The sequence below is a fragment of the Duganella paludis genome (genome assembly GCF_054461335.1).
Map to the genome: position 1 here is coordinate 222,935 of NZ_CM136922.1, position 17,867 is coordinate 240,801.

The following is a 17,867-nucleotide window of genomic DNA, read 5'->3' on the forward strand; positions in this document are numbered from 1 at the left end:
TTGTTATCCTTTTTATGATGTGTGTATCTCGTAGCAGACGTCGCTGCGGTCCTGCTGCTGCGCCTCGGTGACCAGAAAACTATCCCAGCCCAGGCGCGCACCGTCGTCGTCCAGCCGTGCACCCTGCACCTCCTCGGCGCACAGCACCAGCTGCACTTCATACTCCAGCGAGACGCCGGTGAACATGGTCAACATGCTCTCCAGCGCGCGCGCCGCCTTCGCGCCGGGCAGGAAGGATTCGTAGCCTTCCCGGTCCAGCGGCCCTATCACCAGCCGCAGGCGCAGGTCGCGCTGCCACACGCGCTCCCCGGCCATGGCGCCGCCGCCCAGCATGGCGTTGGTCATGCCCAGCATGGTCTGCTGCGCAGCCGGCACACCGTACCAGGCACCGATGAACTGCTCGGCGCGAACCGTCTGGCAAAAATATTCCGACAGCACGCGCGCGATCTGCACCGCCGACGCCGGCCGCTGACGCATGGCGGTGGCAAAGTACGCCACCGATTCATCCAGCACGCCATCGCCGCCCTCCGACAAGCGCCGCCGCAAGGACGGGTTGTGCATGCCGGCCAGCGACAGCAGCAGCGGCAGGAATTCATCCTTGCCGTGGATCTGGTACTTCAGCTCCAGACGGTACTTGCGCCACGCTTCGTAGAACAGCGCCAGCGCACGGTTGGAAAAAGTATCGAGGAAGGCGCGCGGCCCCTCGTCTTTCTGATAGAGCGTATGAGCGGCGATGCGCTCCGTGTAGTGCGCCGGCAGCGTGCCGCTGCTGCCCAAAAAACCCATGAAGGCCGGCGTGATGCGGATATAGCGCAGTTGCGCCGACTTCAGCGCCTGGCCCAGGCCGCGCGCATCGGTGGCGGTGTCGCGCGGCTCCGGCTGCAGCGCTTCCAGCTGGCTGGCCGGAAAGCTCAGCGAAGTCGAATTCTGAAAACGCAGGAAGTTCGCCACCGCGCCGTCGTCCGGCGCACCATGGCGCTTGAGCCACAGCTCCAGCATGCGGACCGCCTGAAAATATTCGAAGCGATGCGGCTCGGCGAACAGGCGCTCGATTACAGCAGGCTCAAATCGCCGCTTCGTGGCAAGCATCGCAGCAGTTCCTCTCCATTTTTACCCGACTTGATGACCAGCTGCGCAAAGCTGTTGGCGTGCACGTACAAGCCAAGGAAGCGCTCGACGATCTGCGCAAACGCATGCACGCCGCTGCCGACGAAAGCTTCCTCGTCCACCGTCAACGTGACCTCGATGCCGCGCACCAGGCAGGCGAAGGGATTCCCCGGCAGCCAGGTGTTGGCCGCCTTGTGCGATACCCCGAGGATGCCGCCGATCTGCCGCTGCGACGCCGGGGAACGCGGCAAGTCGTACAGCGTCAGCATCTCGCGGAAGGCGTCGATGCCGCCGTCCGTCAACGACAGGTGATTGAGCGACAGGTGGGAAATCAGGCGCCAGTGCGCGCCGCGTCCGCGCGCGAAGCGATACGACGGCGTCGGCTTGCGCAGGAAGCTGATGGCGCGCACGCTCGATCCGCCTTCCAGGAACAAGTCACCGCCGCGCATGCCGTAGCTGAGCAGCGATGGCAAGTCGCGGTTGGTGCAGCTCAGTTCCAGGCTCAAGGTGTCGGTTTCCACCTCGGCCGGATCGAAGTCGATGTCGACGATGGAGATCTGCGTTTCATAGCCGGGGCTTTTCTCGGCGATGTCTTCGTCGCGACGCGCCACCCAGTAGTGGCCGTTCTTTTCCGGCGTCTGGCCGTGGCGCAGCGAATAAAATGGACGAAACTCCTGCACCGACTCGCCCTGCGGCGTTTGCCGCACCAGCTTGACCGATTCAATCGCCTGCACCGCGTAGGCAAAGGCGCGGCGCGCATCGGCCAGCACCGGATAGCTGGCGGTGGCGTGCGTCAGCCGGATTGGTTCGCCGCGCTGGCGGAACAGGTTGACCACCGGCGTGCAGCCCAGCAGCACGTTATTGGTCGACAGCGTGGCCAGCATGCGCGCCAGGTTGGAGTCGGTACGCATGCCCGACAGCGCCAGGTGCAGCGTCACCGACTTGCAGCCGGCCGGCAGCACGCCGCCAATCGCATGCAGATCGAGATCGAAGAAGTTGAATTTTTCAGGGAAGCAGAAATACTCGGTCAGCAAACGGTAGGCGGTATGCGAGCGCGCCGAGAAATCGATCAGCGCCTCGTCCTCGCCAAAGCCGGCCGGCGACACGGGAATCTTCAGCAGGGGCGTCCAGCGGCCGTTGCCGTCCGCTTCCACGTAGGCGGCGACGGCGCGCGTGAACAGCGCATCGCGCAGCGCGGCGCAGAACGAAGGCTCGCCGTCGATAAACACGCGCAGCTTGCCCAGGCCGAGTTGCGCCAGCGTGACTTGCTCCGCCGTGCAGGACAAGGTCAGGCTGATGCTCGACGTGGCTTGCGCCGGCGGCCGCAGCGCTTCCGGCGCGGCGATGATGGGCTGGAAGGACGCGGCGCTCAGCGCCAGCGGCGCCACCGTCACCGGATAGGCGGTGCGGAAGGTGCAGGTGGCGCCGCGCACCGGACGCGTGGTCAGCTGCGTGCCGCGCGCGATTTCGCTGGCGGTGGTCAGTTGCGAGGCGGCGCCACTGAAATCCATGCGCGCGATCGAGCACGATGGAAACGGCCGCAGATAGTGCGGATACAGCACCTCGAACAGCGCTTCGGTAAATTCGGGATAGTCGTCATCGAGCCGTTTGGCGATGCGTGAATTGAGCAGCGCGAACGATTCGATCATGCGTTCGATGTGCGGGTCTTCGCACACCTCGCCGCCGATCAGCAGGCGGCCGGCGATTTTAGGATAGCGCTCGGCGAATTCGCGCGAATAGCGGCGCAGGAATCCGAGTTCGCGCTCGTAGTACGGCAGTAGTTGTTCCACTCTCAAACTCCCAGCGGCAACGGGCTGACGCGGCGTGCCTTGCTGATGGTGTAATGCAGGCTTGAGGGCTGCAGGATGGCGTCAAAATTGACGGGTTCGTGCGCGCTGTGAACCACCAGCAGCGCGGTGATGGCGAAATTCAAACGGTTGACGGAATCGGCCCGCAACTCCAGCGACGCCTGCACATTGCGCAGGCGCGGCTCGTGGCGTGCGATCGCCTGTTCCAGGCTGCGGCAGATGAAAGCACGATCGTCGGTGCTCGACAGCGACAAGCCGGCGAAATCATTCAGGCCATAGGTCGCAATCGACCGGCCGCATTCGGGAAAACGCTTCAGGAGATCCTCCGGGATCACGGTACGGGTATTGAGCAGCGCTTCAAGATCGCGCGCCACCGAGTCCTTCAAGTCCTCGATCGACAGTCGCGACACCGTACCGCTGGACGCCCCGTGCACGGGCACGTCCATCAGTCGGTCGAATAAACCCGGAGTAAATCCCTTCATTGCAAATTAAGCCGTCTTGTTAGCCGACAGATCCCAGCCGCCCGAGGTGTTGCCGCCCGAACCGCCGCCCACTTTCTGCTGGGTGTACTTCCACTTGACCTTGGAGTATTTCAGCGACAGGTCTTCGGTCAGGATGTTGCCCTGTTCGACCGATGGCGCCACGCTGGAGATCAGCACGTTTTCCAGTTCGATCTCGAAGTACTTGACGCGGTCGCCCTGGCCGTCGGCGCGCAGGAATTCCAGCTTGGCCTTCGGCAGGGTTTTGCCCGAGGAGCAATTTTGCAGCAGCAGCGGCGTGGCCAGGTCGGCCAGCTTGCTGACGATGATATCTTTGTGCTCGGTGCGTTCGGCGGTGTGGCCGCCGCCGGTCGACGCGGTCGCCGATTTCGGCTGCAGCACTTCCCACTGCACCGATTTCACTTCGATCCAATCCTTGTGGGTGGTGTCTGCGGATTCGCCTTTGATGCCGTCGATTTGCAGATAGACGTCGATTGCCATGGTATTCCTTTCAATGAATAATAAAAATGCTACGACTTAGGTTTTGGTCGATGCCGGGAGCTCCGCGACCAAACGGAGAGAAACGGAGAGTTCATCGAGCTGGAAGTGCGGACGCAGGAACGACACGGCGCGGTACACGCCCGGACGGCCCGGCACTTCCGACACCTGCACCGATGCTTCACGCAACGGGAATTGCGCCTTCTGTTCCTGGCTGGCGTTATCGTCCAGCAGCACGTACTGGGTCAGCCAGCGGTTCAGGAAGTCCTCGACGTTGGCGGCAGCGGCAAAGCTGCCGATCTTGTCGCGCATCATGGCCTTCATGTAGTGGGCGATGCGCGACACCGCGAAGATGTACTGCAGCTGCGCCGACAGCACGGCGTTGGCGTTGGCGGCGTCGTTGGCGTACTTCTTGGCCTTCTGCGTCGATTGGGCGCCGAAGAAGGCCGCGTAATCGGTGTTCTTGCAGTGGACCAGCGAGATGAAGCCGAGGTCGCTCAATTCTTTTTCGCGACGGTCGGTGATGGCGATCTCGGTCGGGCACTTGAGCGCCACTTCGCCTTCGTCGGTCTTGAAGGTATGGGTCGGCAGGTCTTCCACCAGGCCACCGCCTTCCACGCCGCGGATCGCCGCGCACCAGCCGTAGTCCTCGAAGGCGGCGGTGAGCTTGGTGCCGAAGGCGTAGGCGGCGTTGCACCACAGGTATTTGTGGTGGTCGGTACCGTCCACGTCCTCGACGAAATTGAAGCCTTCGACGGTGGCGCCGTCGGCCGGGTTGAACGGCAGACGGCCCAGGAAGCGCGGCAGCGTCAGACCGACGTAGCGCGCGTCTTCCGACTCGCGGAACGATTTCCACTTGGCGTATTCCACGGTGTCGAATACTTTCGACAGGTCGCGCGGCTTGCCCAGTTCGCTGTAGCTCTCCAGGCCGAACAATTCCGGCGAGGCGGCCGAGATGAACGGCGCGTGCGCGGCGGCCGCCACGTGCGACATCTGCTCGATGAAGTACATGTCCTCCGGCTGACGGGTGATTTCGAAATCGCCAATCAGGGCGCCGAACGGCGCACCGCCGAAGGTGCCGAATTCTTCTTCGTAGACCTTCTTGAACATGGTGCTCTGGTCGAATTCCAGCGCCGACTGGAAGTCCTTCACCAATTCCTTCTTGGTGGCGTTGAGCATCTTGATCTTCAGGTTCTGGCCGGTGGCGGTGTTCTTGACCAGGTAGTTCAGGCCGGTCCAGCTGCTTTCCAGCTTCTGGAATTCCGGCGCGTGCAGAACGGCCGACAGCTGCGCCGAAATCAGGCGGTCCAACTCGGCGACGCGAGCGTCGATGGTGGCGGCCAGGTTGTCCGACACCACCACCGTGCCGTCCATCACCTGGCTGACCAGCTCGGAGATCAGGTCCTTGGCGCGCGCATGCTCAACGCTGGACTTGGCGACCTTGCTCTGCTCGACGATCTGGTCCAGCAGGCCGACTTCGGTAGTTGCCGGCGCACCGCCGGGAGTTAATTGTGCGGACATGTCAGTCCTCCTTTTTGTCGGCGGTTTGCTGGCCCAGCACGGCCAGCTTCTCGGTGCTGTGCAGGACGTCGTTGAGAATGTCTTCCAGCTTGTCGTTGCCGGCCAGCTTGTTGCGCAGGTCGGCCAGCTTGGTGCGCGCCTCCAGCAGCTTGCGCAGCGGCTCGACCTGCTCGACCACGGCCTCAGGGCGGAAGTCGGCCATCGACTTGAAGCGCAGGTCGACCGCGAACTCGCCGCCGTCGTCGCTCAGCTCGTTCTTGACGCGGAAATTGGCGCGCGGCTCCACGCCTTTCAGCACCTCGTCGAAATTGTCACGGTCGAGGTTGACGAACTTGCGCTCCTTGAGGCGCTTCTGCTCGACTTCCGAATTGCCGCCGAAGTCGCCCACCACGCCCATCACGAACGGCAGTTCCTTGTTCTCGATGGCGTCGCCGATTTCAACGTCGTAAGTCATTTGCACCCGTGGCGGGCGGATCTTCTGCAGTTTTTTCTGCACGCTGGTACTTTTGGACATGGCATTCCCCTCTTCGGTTATTTCAATGCGCCGAACGGATTGGCGTTGGTGTCGTCGTCTTGCTGCTTGGCTTTGCCCTTCTTGGCCGTCGCCTTGCCGCGCGCCGGTGCGGCGGCCTGCTGCGACGGCGGCGTGGCTGGCGGCACCAGCACCGATTCACCCAGACTCTCGCGCAGCAGCTTGGCCAGGTCCTGCGACTCGGTGCGGATCGAGCCGGACAGATTGTTCTGGCGGCTCAGGTCGGCCAGCGAACGAGTCGACAGGCGCAGGCCGCTGATGGCGATGATGCTGTTGGCCAGCGTGTCGTTGGGGTCGCGCACCAGCACTTCCTGGGCGTTGATGATGGCGTCGCCGTACTGGCCGGCTTCGTAGCGGGTCTGGGCAATGCTCAGCCATGGCGACTTGTCGGCCGGATAGGCCACCGCCGCCTGCTTCCACAACGTTACGGCCTGTTCCTTCTGGCCGCTGCCCGACGCCGTGCCGGCCTGGGCCAGCATCGACTGCAAACTTGGTTTCGCGACCGCCTGCGGCGTCACTGGCGCGGTGGTACAGGCGCTCAGCGCCACCACCGAAAAGATGGCTCCAGCCAGTTGCGCGGCCCGAGCAAAAGAGTGTGCGGTTGTCATACTTACCTCTAATTCGATGTCAAAAAACAATATTTAAAAAACAATTATTGCAACTGGGCGCCACGTTATCAGAAATTTATTATTTACCGCGCTCAATTGGACTCAACCGTGCGCAGCCTTTAAAAAGAGAAATGTTATTGTTCTGCTACTTTCAAAAAAGGCATAACATGAGTGGCAAAATTCTCTGGGGCGAAGGCCTGTTCCTCCGTCCGCAACACTTCCAGCAGCAGGACCGCTACCACGAGCAGCGCCTGAACCAAAGCGTGCAGGCGGTCCACCCCTATGCCTGGGGCGTGAACCAGATCCAGCTCGACCGCGACGCTTTGGCCAACCAGAGCCTGCGCCTGCTGGAGCTGTCGCTGCGCTTCCAGGACGGCGAGTTCTACGACGCGCCCGGCGCCGACGACCTGCCGGACGCGGTCGACCTCAGCCAGCTGCAGCAGTCGCAGCAGACCGTCACCTACTATGCGGCGCTGCCCGCGTTCAAGGCGTTCGGCGGCAATTTCGGCGACAGCAGCGCTGGTAGCAACGGCGGCGTGCGCTACCAGCAGCACAACCAGGACACGCCCGACCTGTACACCCAGGCCGCACCGGCCCAGCTGAGCTACCTGAAAAAAACTTTGCGCCTGGTGCCGGAATTCGAAGCGCGCGATTCCTACACCCATTTCCCGCTGCTGCGCCTGCGCCGCGCGGCCACCGGAGGCTTCGAGCTGGACGCCTCCTTTGTGCCGCCCAGCCTGTCGGTGCGCAGCGCCCCGCTGCTGTTCCTGCAACTGCGCCGCCTGCTCGATGCGCTGCAGGCCAAGGTCAGCGCGCTGTACGGCCACCACCGAGAGCCGAGCAAGCACGTGATCGAATTCCGTTCCGGCGACATGTCCTCGTTCTGGCTGCTGCACACGGCCAGCGCCGCCTTCGCCTCGTTGACGCATTACTTCCAGCATCCGGGCCTGCATCCGGAACGACTGTACGAACAGCTGCTGAGCCTGGCCGGCCAGTTGATGACCTTCTCCAAGAGCTGGACCCTGAGCGATCTGCCGCCCTATTCGCACAGCGATCCGGGCCCGGCCTTCGCCACGCTGCACCAGATCATCCGCGAGCTGCTCGACACGGTGATCTCGGCGCGCTACTTCGCCATCGCGCTGCGCGAGGTCAAGCCGTCCTACCACCACGGCATGCTGGACTCGGGCAAGATCGACGACAAGACCACCTTCTACATCGCGGTCTCGGCCGCCATGCCGGCTAGCGAGCTGGTGGACGTGGTGCCGCTGCGCTTCAAGGTCGGCGCGCCGGACGACGTCGAAAAATTCGTGTTGTCGGCCATGCCCGGCGTGCGCCTGCAACACGCTCCGCAGGTGCCGGCCGCCGTGCCGGTACGGCCGGACGCGCTGTACTTCACCATCGAGGCCAAGGGCCAGATGTATGAGCGCATGCTGCAAGCGCAATCGATTTCCATTTATGTTCCCGGCGGCATACACGACCTGCAGCTGGAACTGGTCGCCGTCACTTCCTGAGGTTACGCCCGATGAATACCGTTACCGCCCCATCCCTGATCGGCGCCGCCCCGGCGCCGGCCGCCAGCCTGGCGCCGCAAACCTTGCTCGACCTGATGTATGACGGCTTCTACGCCCTGTTCATGCTGAAGAACGGCAACGGCCCGCAGGAAAACGCCGAGTTCGCCAACCGCATGACGCAGTTCCTCGACGACTTCGGCCGCGCCGCGCGCAAGCACGGCGCCTCGCCGGACGACATCGACGCCGCCAAGTACGCTTTCTGCGCGGCGGTCGATGAAATCATCCTGCGCTCGCCGTTCGCCATCCGCGACACCTGGGAACGGCGGCCGCTGCAACTGGTCCTGTTCGGCGAACAGCTGGCCGGCGAAAATTTCTTCATTCGCCTGGAATCGCTGCGCGCGCGCGGCAGCGCCCACTTGCAGGCGCTGGAGGTGTTCCACATGTGCCTGCTGCTGGGCTTCCAGGGCCGCTACATCCTGGAAGGCTCGGAAAAACTGAACTACCTGACCGCGCGCCTGGGCGACGAGATCGCCCACATGAAAGGCAAGCGCGGCGGCTTCGCGCCGCACGCCGAGCGGCCCGACCAGATCGCCCACAAGCTGCGCAGCGACCTGCCGTTGTGGGTGCTGTGCTCGGTGTTCGGCCTGATCTGCGTGCTCGGCTACATTGGCCTGCGCGCTTCGCTCAACCGCAATACCGAGCAGCAGGTGGCGGCGTATAACGATGTGGTCAAGCTGGCGCCGCGCCAGGCCAACCTGACCATCACCCTGCCCTGATGGATATCGCCTCGCTGATCCCATCGGCACTGGGGCTGTTCGGCACCGGCCTGAGCCAGCACGCGCGCCTGCTGACCCTGGCCAGCGCGCAGGATTCGTCGCTGCCGGAAGCATTGGTGGCCGAGCGTTTTTCGGGACGCGAAGGCGTCAACGAACTGTATGGATTTGAAGTCGACGCGCTCAGCACCTCCACCACGCTGGAACTGGACCAGTTCATCGGCGAGGAATTGACGGTTACCCTGCTGCAGGCCGATGGCAGCCGCCGCGCCTGGCACGGCATCTGCACCGAAGCCGCCTGGCTGGGCGCGGATGGCGGCACGGCGCGCTACCGCCTGCTGCTGGAGCCGGCGCTGGCCCTGCTGCGGCTGCGTCGCGACAGCTACATCTTCCAGGACAAAAACGCGCAGGACATCATCACCGAGCTGCTGGCCGACTATCCACAACTGCGTTTCGAGTTCGACGTCACGCAAACGCTGGCGCCACGCGCCATCTGCACCCAGTACCGCGAAAGCGACCTGGCATTTTTCGAACGCCTGCTGGCCTCGGAAGGCCTGAGCTGGCGCTTCGAGCACGACCAGCCAGATGACGCAGCCACGGATGGCCAGGCCAAGCACAAGCTGATCATTTTCGACAGCCAGGCGGAAGCACCCGAGATGCCGGGCAACGCCGACATCCGCTTCCACGGCGTGCGCGCCACCGACAGCGAAGATGCCATCGATCAGTTCGCCGCGCGGCGACAGGTGCAGCCGAACGCGGTCAGCATCAGCAGCTGGGACCCGGCGCAATTGCTGGCGCCCGGCGCCGAACAGCTGTCCTCGCTGGACGCCGGCGAACTGCCGTCGCTGGCCGTGCACGACGGCGGCGGCGAACGCATCGCCAGCGCCAAGGGCGAGCCGGAGCTGCTCAGCCAGCTGATGCTGCAGGCGTTGGAACTGGACAACAAAGTCTTCGAAGGCGAAGGCGCGGTGCGGCAACTGGCGGCAGGCCATGCCTTCGCGCTCACGCAACACGAACGCTACGCCGAAGACAACCGCTTCAAGGTACTGTGGGTACGGCACGAGGCGCGCAACAATGTCGCTTCGGAAGTGAAAAAACTGGGCGACCTGATCGAGGCCGGTACCTACCGCAATCACTTCGGCTGCGTGCGCGAGGCGGTGCCCATCGTGCCGCGCGCGACCGCCGCGCCGCAGCCCGCCACCGCGCTGGGTCCGCAGACCGCCATCGTGGTCGGCGTGGCCGATGCGGTGGCCAGCACCACGCGCGACCACCAGGTGCGCATCCAGTTCGCCTGGCAGCGCGGCATCGGCGCCAACCCCGGCGGCCTCGGCCACGACACCGACACCCACGGCAGCGCGCCGGGCGACGATAGCAGCGGCGCCTGGGTGCGCGTGGCCGAGGCGCTGGCCGGCCCCAACTGGGGCTCGCAGTTCACGCCGCGCATCGGCACCGAAGTGCTGGTCGACTTCATCGACAACGACATGGACCGGCCGCTGGTGGTGGCGCAGCTGTACACCGGCTCGGACACGCCGCCCTACGCGGCCGGCGTGGATTCCGGCGCCAACCATGCGGGCACGCTGTCCGGCATCCACAGCCACAATTTCGACGGCGGCGGCTACAACCAGTGGCAGCTGGACGACACGCCGGGCCAGTTGCGCACGCGGCTGGCGACCAGCAGCGCGGCCACCCAGCTCAACCTCGGCTACCTGATCGAGCAGACGCCCTCCTCGCCCCAGCGCGGCGCCTATCGCGGCGCCGGCTTCGAGCTGCGCACCGACGCCTGGGCCGTGGTGCGCGGCGGCGAAGGCGTGCTGCTGAACACCAGCGCGCGCAGCGCACAAGGCAGCGGCGTGGCATCGACGCAGATGGATGCGGCCGAATCGGTGAACGCACTGAAGGCCGCGCAGGAACTGGGCAAGACCCTGGGCGACGTGGCCGCGCAGCAGCGGGCGCTCACCAGCGCCGACGCCGCCAAAGCGCAGCAGGAACTGCTGGCCCGCATCGATCCCAAGGACAAGGGCAAGCATGACGGCGCGCTCAACGGCCAGGAAGCCAGCAAGGCGCAGGCCGGCGCGCGCACGCTCGACGCGGCGCAGCCGGTGGAAAAATTCTCCGATCCGCTGGTGCTGATGGACGCGCCGGCCAGCATCAACTGGGCCACGCCGGCATCGACCGTGCTGTTTGCCGGCGAGCAGCTGCACTGGACTTCGCAAGGCGATATGCACATGACGGCCGCGCACACGCTGTCGTCGGTGGCGGCCAATGCGGCCGGCTACTTCAGCCAGCGCGGCGGCATCCAGGCCATCGCCGCCAACGGCCCGGTGTCGCTGCAGGCGCATACCGGACAGCTGGAGATCCTGGCAGACCAGGCGGTCAAGGTCATCTCGGTCAACGACGGCATCGAGATCAAGGCCAGCCAGAAAATCGTGCTGCAGGCCGGCCAATCGTCGATCACGCTGGAGGGCGGCGACATCACTTTCGCCTGCCCCGGCAATTTCACCGTCAAGGGCGGACAGCATATCTTCGATGGCGCCGGCCGCCAGAGCGCCAATGTGCCCGCACTGCCTGGCACGCTGGCCACACAAACAGATTGGATCGCATTGCACTATCTGGAGCCGGAAAGCGCGCTGGGCATCGCCGGCGCCGAATACGAAATCCACTTCGACGGCGGCCCGGTGGTCAACGGCAAGCTGGACGATCAGGGCAAGGCCAGGCACGACAACGTCGAGCGCAAGCCGGTCAAAAAAGTCGTGTACAAACCGCGCACGCCGGAACAAGAAAAACCGGCCTCGCCGCTGGAGGATTTGAGCAATGCCTGAGATCAATTCGACCCAGATGCGCGACGCGCTGGCCTGGGCCACCAACGACCGGGCCAAGGCCGAAGAACCCAGCACCAATCCCTTCGTCTGGTTCTGGGAAGCGATGCAAGGCGACTTCAACGAGGACCGCTCGACCGGCCAGTTGGTGATCGACGCCGCCATCTCCATGATCCCGCTGGTGGATCAGGTGTGCGACGTGCGCGACCTGATCGCCAATTGCAACAAGCTACGCAAGGACATCAAGGATACCTGGGCCTGGGTGGCGTTGGCGCTGACCTTGATCGGCCTGTTCCCCACGCTCGGCTCGCTAGTCAAGGGCGTGCTTAAAATCTTTTTCGGCTTCGTGCGCCGGCTGGGCGGCGACGCCATGGTCAAGGCCGTGGAAATGGCCATGACATGGGTCATTACCTTCCTGCGCCGGCGCGACGTACAGAAATACCTGCGCCTGCACAAGGTAGACGAAGTCTTCAAATGGCTGGCGGTCGAGATCAAGGCCGTGCGCGGCAAGGTGAATGTGAGCGCCTTGCTGGCGGCCTTCGATCGCGGCATCAAGGTGCTTGAGGGTTTAGCCGACAAGGTATCGTACGTGCCGAAGATCGGCGCCAAGGCCAAGGCCGCGCTGGAGGAAATGCGCCACATCCGCCAGGTGGCGGATCAGTACCTCGGCAAGGCGCTGCGACCGGTGCAGGATGCGCTCGACACCATCGTGATGCGCCTAGAGCGCGAATCGCTGCAGCGCCAGCGCGGCATCGTCAATGCCAACAACATCCATTATCGCGGCGCGCTGCCGGAAGCATCGGCCGTCACCCTGATGCGCAACGCCAAACCGCCACCTTCGTGGCTCAGCGTCGGCAAAAATGCCGAGTTTCCACAGCTTAAATACGTAGCCTACAAGGCGCTGGTGGACTTCAAGGCCAAGCGTGGCTGGCCGATGCTGAGCCAGCAAAACGTCGAATCGTTCGCCAGCCTGGTGGCCGCCGAGTTCAAGGGCCCGGCGCGCCTATACCGCGTTCTCTCGCCCAACAGCCGCGCGATGAGCGATTGCTGGGTGACGGAAGAAGTGTTCAAGCGGCTGCAGGCACAGGCAGATCCGCGTGCGGCGTGGCGCAAGCATCTGGCGGTGTGGCCCGACTGGAACGTCAACGGCCAGTTCGTGGTGTACGACGTCAAGCCTGGCGAAACACTGAAGGTGTGGCGCGGCAAAGCCTCGACACAGTTCAAGGACAATTTGCCCGACCGTCACCTGGAAGGCGGCTGGGAACAGATCGTCTTCAACGTCGCCCGCGCGGACCGGCGCAACGATACAATGCGCTACTACACGCTCAACGGCGGCAAAGCCAACCGCTTGCAAAACGCGATGAGCCAAGATCAATACAATAAGCTGAGCAAGGCCGAACAGCGCCGCTACGTCGGCATACGCGAGTCCATCAACCACCCGAATATCAGCGGGCCATTCGACACCGGCTGGGGCTACTCCGACTTCGGCGGATCGGGCTTGGGCGAACGCATCGGCCTGCCCTCGTTGCCGGGACAAACTACCAAAATGATCAAATGACTATGCCGAACGCGCCATTTCAACTGACCACCACGCAAAAACAGCAGGTGAGTCTGCTGTACCACTTCGCGTCGCTGGAGTATCTGAAGGGCCTGCAGCAGCGCCTGCATGCGCTGCTGGCATCCATCGATCCAACGCTGGATCTGGCCAAGCTGCAAAACCGTGATGAGCTGCTCGCCGATCCGCGCTGGGGCACGCGCAACACCGCCGACAACTGGGGCAACAACGGCTGGCCCTTCCTGGCTGACTTTGAATTGTCCGTCGCCACCGATATCGCCAAGCGGGCGTTTGAAAGCTACTCGGTCACTGGCGCCAATCAATGCATACGCGGCCTGGCTGAATTGTCGCTGGACTGGATGACCCCGGACGAGGAGGACGACTTCCAGACGCAACTTGAGCAAATTTCGCTGTACGCGGGGAATATCGACGACACCATGTACCAACACGAGACAAGCGGGCGTTGGGACGACTTTACCCTCACCGTCGCCTTGCAGGAAATGCCCGACGTGCTGGACGCGGCGCCTGCGCTGCGGCTGCGGCCCGACGTCATCGGACAAACCGGCCAGACGCCGGTGCGCACCGGCGTCTATCTGCCGCTGGACGATCCGCATGGCTCACCGCAGTTTTGCTGGACCGGACAGCCTGCCGGCAAACTCCTTGAGTGCAACACGTTCAACGACCTCGGTTTGGCGGCATTGGCGGCACTCGGGCGGAGCAAGTTGTGGCGCGACGCGCAAGGCATGCAGGCGTTCGCCCAAGCCCATGCCAAGGACCCGCGCCTGGCCCAGGACCCGTTCCTTGCCGACAGCCTGCCTGAGCCGGAGCTGACGCCCAGCCTGGTGGGCCGCAACGCCTTCACGACGCGGCCTTGCAGCTGGATCTACGTCGAACAGCTACACGGCGAGCCGATGGACTGGCAGGACAGCGACGAGACGGCAACGCCAGCCGGCGGCCCGCGCGTAGAAGCCGGCGCCCCTTGTCCGCAAGCGGGCTACTACTTCACGCCGGCCAAGCTCGACTCGCGGCGCTATTTCGCAGTCAATGAAACCATGCCGCAAGTCGGCGGCCAGTACGGGCACACCATCTGGCAATGGGATAGCGACCAGGGAAACACCAAGTAATCAACCGCCATGCAGACCACGCTATTTCAGTTAAGCGCCATCAGCGATGCAATAGAACTGCCATCTAATCTCGAGCGACAACAGATTTTTCATCTCCTGCAAAGACTCAGCTCGGTCACCGCTTGGCGCCGTATCTTTGAATGCTACAAAGCTTGGACGGGATGTGCTGAAAACAGCGTGCGCGAAGCAGACAGGCAAGGCTACTCACAGGCTTTTGTTGAGGTAACCCATGGCTAGTCCGAGGATGCGATCGACGGCTCAGTCGCAGAGAGCCTTGGAAATACTATTCGAGGCATATATCCTGCTCGTTATGATCACCGTTTTGTGCGGCGCTACACTCGTCCATGCGCGCGGCCTTGGCGAAATGGGATCACAACCTCTTGAGAGTGCGGAGAAGGAACATTTGACGACTAAAGATATCGTGGACATCTACGCAAAATCGGAGCTAGACGAGATTCCAGCCGTCGTTCCGATGACCTCCGAGCAGCAGCAATACGTGCTCTCGTTAATCGCCTCCACAGTAGATGTGATAGAGCAGAACCGCGAACTCAGTGAAAAGGATCCGGTGTTCGGCGGTGGTGCTTTTTTCTGGCCGAAGAATCCTCAGCAACCGGCTAAGTCGAAGATCACCTACCGACCTGACAATTTCAAATTTCAATCAATCACGATAGGTTTCAGTCGCGAGAATAGTCAGCGACCATGGAGCATGGCTGGCTTCGCCATACATCCGAGGAACTTTCCCGACGGGGTGTTTGGCATGAAACTGCCGAAAGAATTTTTTTCCAAACTGATTTTTGAAAAAGCATACGCCGAACGGCGCGAGCATGCAGCACTGACAGAGGTGAACGTCTTCCTCTACAAGCTACAACGTTCTGGCAAGAGCATGACTTTACAATTTGATGCAAGGCCTGATGTCTCCAACATTCAGGATCAACATCCGCAAAGTTTTCATAATCTGGTTATCTATAGTGGCGACCGGGTCGCATCACCGGAACGTTGAAGAGGCTTCTAGAACATGTGGTGTCTTGAAAGTATATTGCATGGGAACACAGTTGATACGCCATGAGCCGGTCTATACAGAACTGCCGTGTACATGGATACCGGTAGAACGACTCGATGGGAATGGCATGGCAAGCTCCCCGAGCATCCTGCGGCCAACCACCGATGCCGTTTCCGCAAGCAGATCGTGATCCAGAAATGAACCATCTTTCTGATCAAGACTTCGCCGCGCTCAGAGAAAATTGGGCAAGCGTGATCGCCCATCTCGAACGGTGTCTCGATGACTTCCTGCGCAGCCTGCCCTCAGGCAGGTTTCAATGGCGGAAGCCCGAGCGGTCCGACATTGTCTGGGCGTGAAGTTGTCCTTCCCATTTTTCGCAAAACGCTGGCTGCCCTTGATAAGGGATACGCGGCAATACAGCGCGGTGATCTTAGCGGATTCGGAGTTGCACACGCCCCGCTGCATACGTTAAAAAACCAAAACGCAGCGCGGCCAAGTTGGATGCGCCAGCAAGATGAACGCATCTATGAAGAATTATGTAGTCAAGTGATCGCGCTCGCGGAAAACATTATCGCAGCCGAGCGCGCCCATTGGTATCCGCTGCTCACGCCATTGCGGGCGCATCAAACCGCTATGTTGTACCGCTATGCCTCGCTCGATTATGTAAAAGAGGTCGATCAGATGCTCACGCAAATCATCAGCGGTGAACCGGGCGGCGAGCAAAAAGTAGCTTGGGCTTCCACACAAGAGGCCGTGATGCTGGATAAAACTCCCCTGCACAACGATGCGAAGCAATGGCAACGCACCACGCGCGAGTTTCTGACCGAAATGCGGACCAAGCTGCGGCAAGACATCGCTGACCGTGCCGGTAACCGCTACCGCGCCGGGCATCTGGGCCATTTTTTTACCCAGGTAGCACGCTCAGACGCCTATGATCCTTACCGCATGACCGACGAGTACGAGGTATGTGAGAAGTTCGTTGGCCAGTTCATTTACCCGGTCGAGGACATCTTGGTCCCCCACCGCCGCCGCGTAATGGATGACAGGTGGTTCAGCGATTACGAATACAATTTTTTGCTCAAAATAGAACCAACACCCACCTTCCGCATTCGTCCCGATATCGCTGCACGGGTGGGCGAGATACCGCCCCGCGCAGGCGTCTATTTCAGCCAACACGACGCAGGCGCGGCTCCGCAGTTTGCCTGGCCCGAGGAAAATGGCGTATTGAAAGGGGACGACGCCGGCGCCGAGTGGCATTTTGTCGAGATCGCAGCGAATTGAACAGAACGTCCGGAACCGAACAGCAGCAGCGTTCATTTCCGAACAGTTTTTCCCGGAAACCGGCGTGGCACGGGAGTTGCACTGAGCACTGCATTCACACTGCGGAGGTCACAACATGGCGGAAATCACACTGGGCGCGCGCGGCAAGGAACAGAGCGTCGCGGTCGACATCAATGCACGCGGGCAGATGGTCGGCTTCATCGAGGAGGAAGATGGCCGCCAGCGCGCCGTCCTGTACGACAAGCGGCCGATCGAGCTGGGCACGCTGGGCGGCAGCGACAGTTTTACCAAGGACATCAACGCCGGCGGCGACGTGGTCGGCACGGCGCAAAACGCCAGCGGCTACTGGCGCGCGTTCGTGGTTCGCTCCGGCCAGCGCATGCAGGATGTCGGCACGCTGGGCGGCAACAGCAGCTACGGTTCCGCCATCAACGACCATGGCCGGATCGTCGGTTTCGCCGACACCAGCGACGGCTACTACCGCGCCTTCAGCAGCGACGGCGACCAGGCGCCGGTGGATCTGGGCACGCTGGGCGGCCGCATCAGCTACGCCAGCGGCGTTAACAACCAGGGCGCGATCGTCGGCACGGCGGCGCTGCCGGACGGCTACCGCCACGCCTTCCTCTACCAGGCCGACCAGGGCATGCAAGACCTCGGCACATTGGGCGGACGCTCCAGCGCCGCCAGCGCCATCAATAACAAGGGCGTGGTGGTGGGTGCCTCGGAAACCGCCGACCGGCGCTGGCACGCCTTCTCCTGGGAACAGGGCAAGATAAAAGACCTGGGCGCGCTGATCGGCTACGGCGACAGCTTCGCCACCGCCATCAACGATGCCGGCCACGTGGTCGGCAGTATCCGCATCGGCGAGGAGCGCCGCTCCTTCGTCTACCGGGATGGCAAGATGACTATCCATCCCGGTGGCCACGGCCTGTACCTGGTGAATGCGATCAACAACCAGGAACTGGTGATCGGCGCGCGCTCTACCAGCAACAAGTTCTACGCTTCCACCATGATATCCAGCCAGCCGGCGGCGGTGACGCACGGCGGCCAGGATCTGCTGAGTCTGATGGCCGTGGTGCTGTTGTTGACGGCCGGCGTGGTCGTCTACAAACGCCGCTATCGCGGCATCGCCCTGCCCCGCAGCGTCTAACTGTCCGGTCCCGTCTCCTCCGCACCACACCACGCGGCGCAATTCAGAATTGCGCCGCGTGGCATTTCGTCCTGCATGGGCCGTCGATAAAATGCAATTGAACA

Annotated in this window: 16 protein-coding genes; 9 read left to right on the forward strand and 7 right to left on the reverse strand. The window is 62.7% G+C overall.

Annotation, left to right across the window (positions count from 1 at the left end; translation table 11 throughout):
- Positions 1-12: 12 nt before the first annotated feature.
- From tssG to ACXZ1M_RS00965, 7 genes are read right to left on the reverse strand one after another with little or no spacing between them, the layout of a single operon-like run.
- Complete coding sequence (gene tssG / locus ACXZ1M_RS00935; protein ID WP_459051370.1) at positions 13-1,089, reverse strand: type VI secretion system baseplate subunit TssG; 1,077 nt, start codon at positions 1,087-1,089, stop codon at positions 13-15.
- On the reverse strand, positions 1,053-2,897 hold the full coding sequence (gene tssF, locus ACXZ1M_RS00940; protein WP_459051371.1) for a type VI secretion system baseplate subunit TssF: 1,845 nt from the start codon (positions 2,895-2,897) through the stop codon (positions 1,053-1,055). The genes tssG and tssF overlap by 37 nt, the downstream gene beginning before the upstream one ends.
- Before the next feature lie 2 nt (positions 2,898-2,899).
- Complete coding sequence (tssE, locus tag ACXZ1M_RS00945) at positions 2,900-3,397, reverse strand: type VI secretion system baseplate subunit TssE (RefSeq protein WP_459051372.1); 498 nt, start codon at positions 3,395-3,397, stop codon at positions 2,900-2,902.
- Between the two features lie 6 nt (positions 3,398-3,403).
- Positions 3,404-3,895, reverse strand: coding sequence for an Hcp family type VI secretion system effector (locus ACXZ1M_RS00950; protein WP_166102799.1), 492 nt, complete (start codon positions 3,893-3,895; stop codon positions 3,404-3,406).
- Between the two features lie 36 nt (positions 3,896-3,931).
- On the reverse strand, positions 3,932-5,413 hold the full coding sequence (gene tssC / locus ACXZ1M_RS00955; RefSeq protein ID WP_459051373.1) for a type VI secretion system contractile sheath large subunit: 1,482 nt from the start codon (positions 5,411-5,413) through the stop codon (positions 3,932-3,934).
- 1 nt (position 5,414) lies between these two features.
- Positions 5,415-5,927, reverse strand: a complete 513-nt coding sequence (gene tssB / locus ACXZ1M_RS00960) for a type VI secretion system contractile sheath small subunit (RefSeq protein ID WP_459051374.1) — start codon at positions 5,925-5,927, stop codon at positions 5,415-5,417.
- Between the two features lie 17 nt (positions 5,928-5,944).
- Positions 5,945-6,553, reverse strand: a complete 609-nt coding sequence (locus ACXZ1M_RS00965) for a tetratricopeptide repeat protein (protein ID WP_459051375.1) — start codon at positions 6,551-6,553, stop codon at positions 5,945-5,947.
- A 167-nt stretch (positions 6,554-6,720) separates the two neighbouring features.
- Here ACXZ1M_RS00965 and tssK point away from each other — a divergent pair, with 167 nt between their 5' ends.
- The 9 genes from tssK to ACXZ1M_RS01010 all read left to right on the forward strand — a co-directional run bounded on the left by tssK (position 6,721) and on the right by ACXZ1M_RS01010 (position 17,763).
- The gene (gene tssK / locus ACXZ1M_RS00970) at positions 6,721-8,064 is read left to right on the forward strand and encodes a type VI secretion system baseplate subunit TssK (RefSeq protein ID WP_459051376.1); all 1,344 of its coding nucleotides are present in this window, start codon (positions 6,721-6,723) and stop codon (positions 8,062-8,064) included.
- Between the two features lie 11 nt (positions 8,065-8,075).
- Entirely contained in the window at positions 8,076-8,840 is a 765-nt protein-coding gene (gene icmH, locus ACXZ1M_RS00975; RefSeq protein WP_459051377.1) for a type IVB secretion system protein IcmH/DotU, read from the forward strand.
- The gene (locus ACXZ1M_RS00980; RefSeq protein ID WP_459051378.1) at positions 8,840-11,656 is read left to right on the forward strand and encodes a type VI secretion system Vgr family protein; all 2,817 of its coding nucleotides are present in this window, start codon (positions 8,840-8,842) and stop codon (positions 11,654-11,656) included. The genes icmH and ACXZ1M_RS00980 overlap by 1 nt, the downstream gene beginning before the upstream one ends.
- Positions 11,649-13,211: a hypothetical protein gene (locus ACXZ1M_RS00985; protein WP_459051379.1), complete on the forward strand. Its 1,563-nt coding sequence runs from the start codon at positions 11,649-11,651 to the stop codon at positions 13,209-13,211. Before ACXZ1M_RS00980 ends, ACXZ1M_RS00985 begins: the two co-directional genes overlap by 8 nt.
- Positions 13,208-14,332, forward strand: a complete 1,125-nt coding sequence (locus tag ACXZ1M_RS00990) for a hypothetical protein (RefSeq protein WP_459051380.1) — start codon at positions 13,208-13,210, stop codon at positions 14,330-14,332. Before ACXZ1M_RS00985 ends, ACXZ1M_RS00990 begins: the two co-directional genes overlap by 4 nt.
- Before the next feature lie 9 nt (positions 14,333-14,341).
- A complete protein-coding gene (locus tag ACXZ1M_RS00995) occupies positions 14,342-14,569 on the forward strand; it encodes an Imm71 family immunity protein (RefSeq protein ID WP_459051381.1) in 228 nt (75 codons plus the stop codon).
- 37 nt (positions 14,570-14,606) lie between these two features.
- Positions 14,607-15,332, forward strand: coding sequence for a hypothetical protein (locus ACXZ1M_RS01000; RefSeq protein WP_459051382.1), 726 nt, complete (start codon positions 14,607-14,609; stop codon positions 15,330-15,332).
- Positions 15,333-15,833: 501 nt separating this feature from the next.
- Entirely contained in the window at positions 15,834-16,613 is a 780-nt protein-coding gene (locus ACXZ1M_RS01005) for a hypothetical protein (protein ID WP_459051383.1), read from the forward strand.
- Positions 16,614-16,728: 115 nt separating this feature from the next.
- Positions 16,729-17,763 (forward strand): HAF repeat-containing protein, encoded by a 1,035-nt coding sequence (locus ACXZ1M_RS01010; RefSeq protein ID WP_459051384.1) that lies wholly within the window; start codon positions 16,729-16,731, stop codon positions 17,761-17,763.
- Positions 17,764-17,867 lie beyond the last annotated feature (104 nt).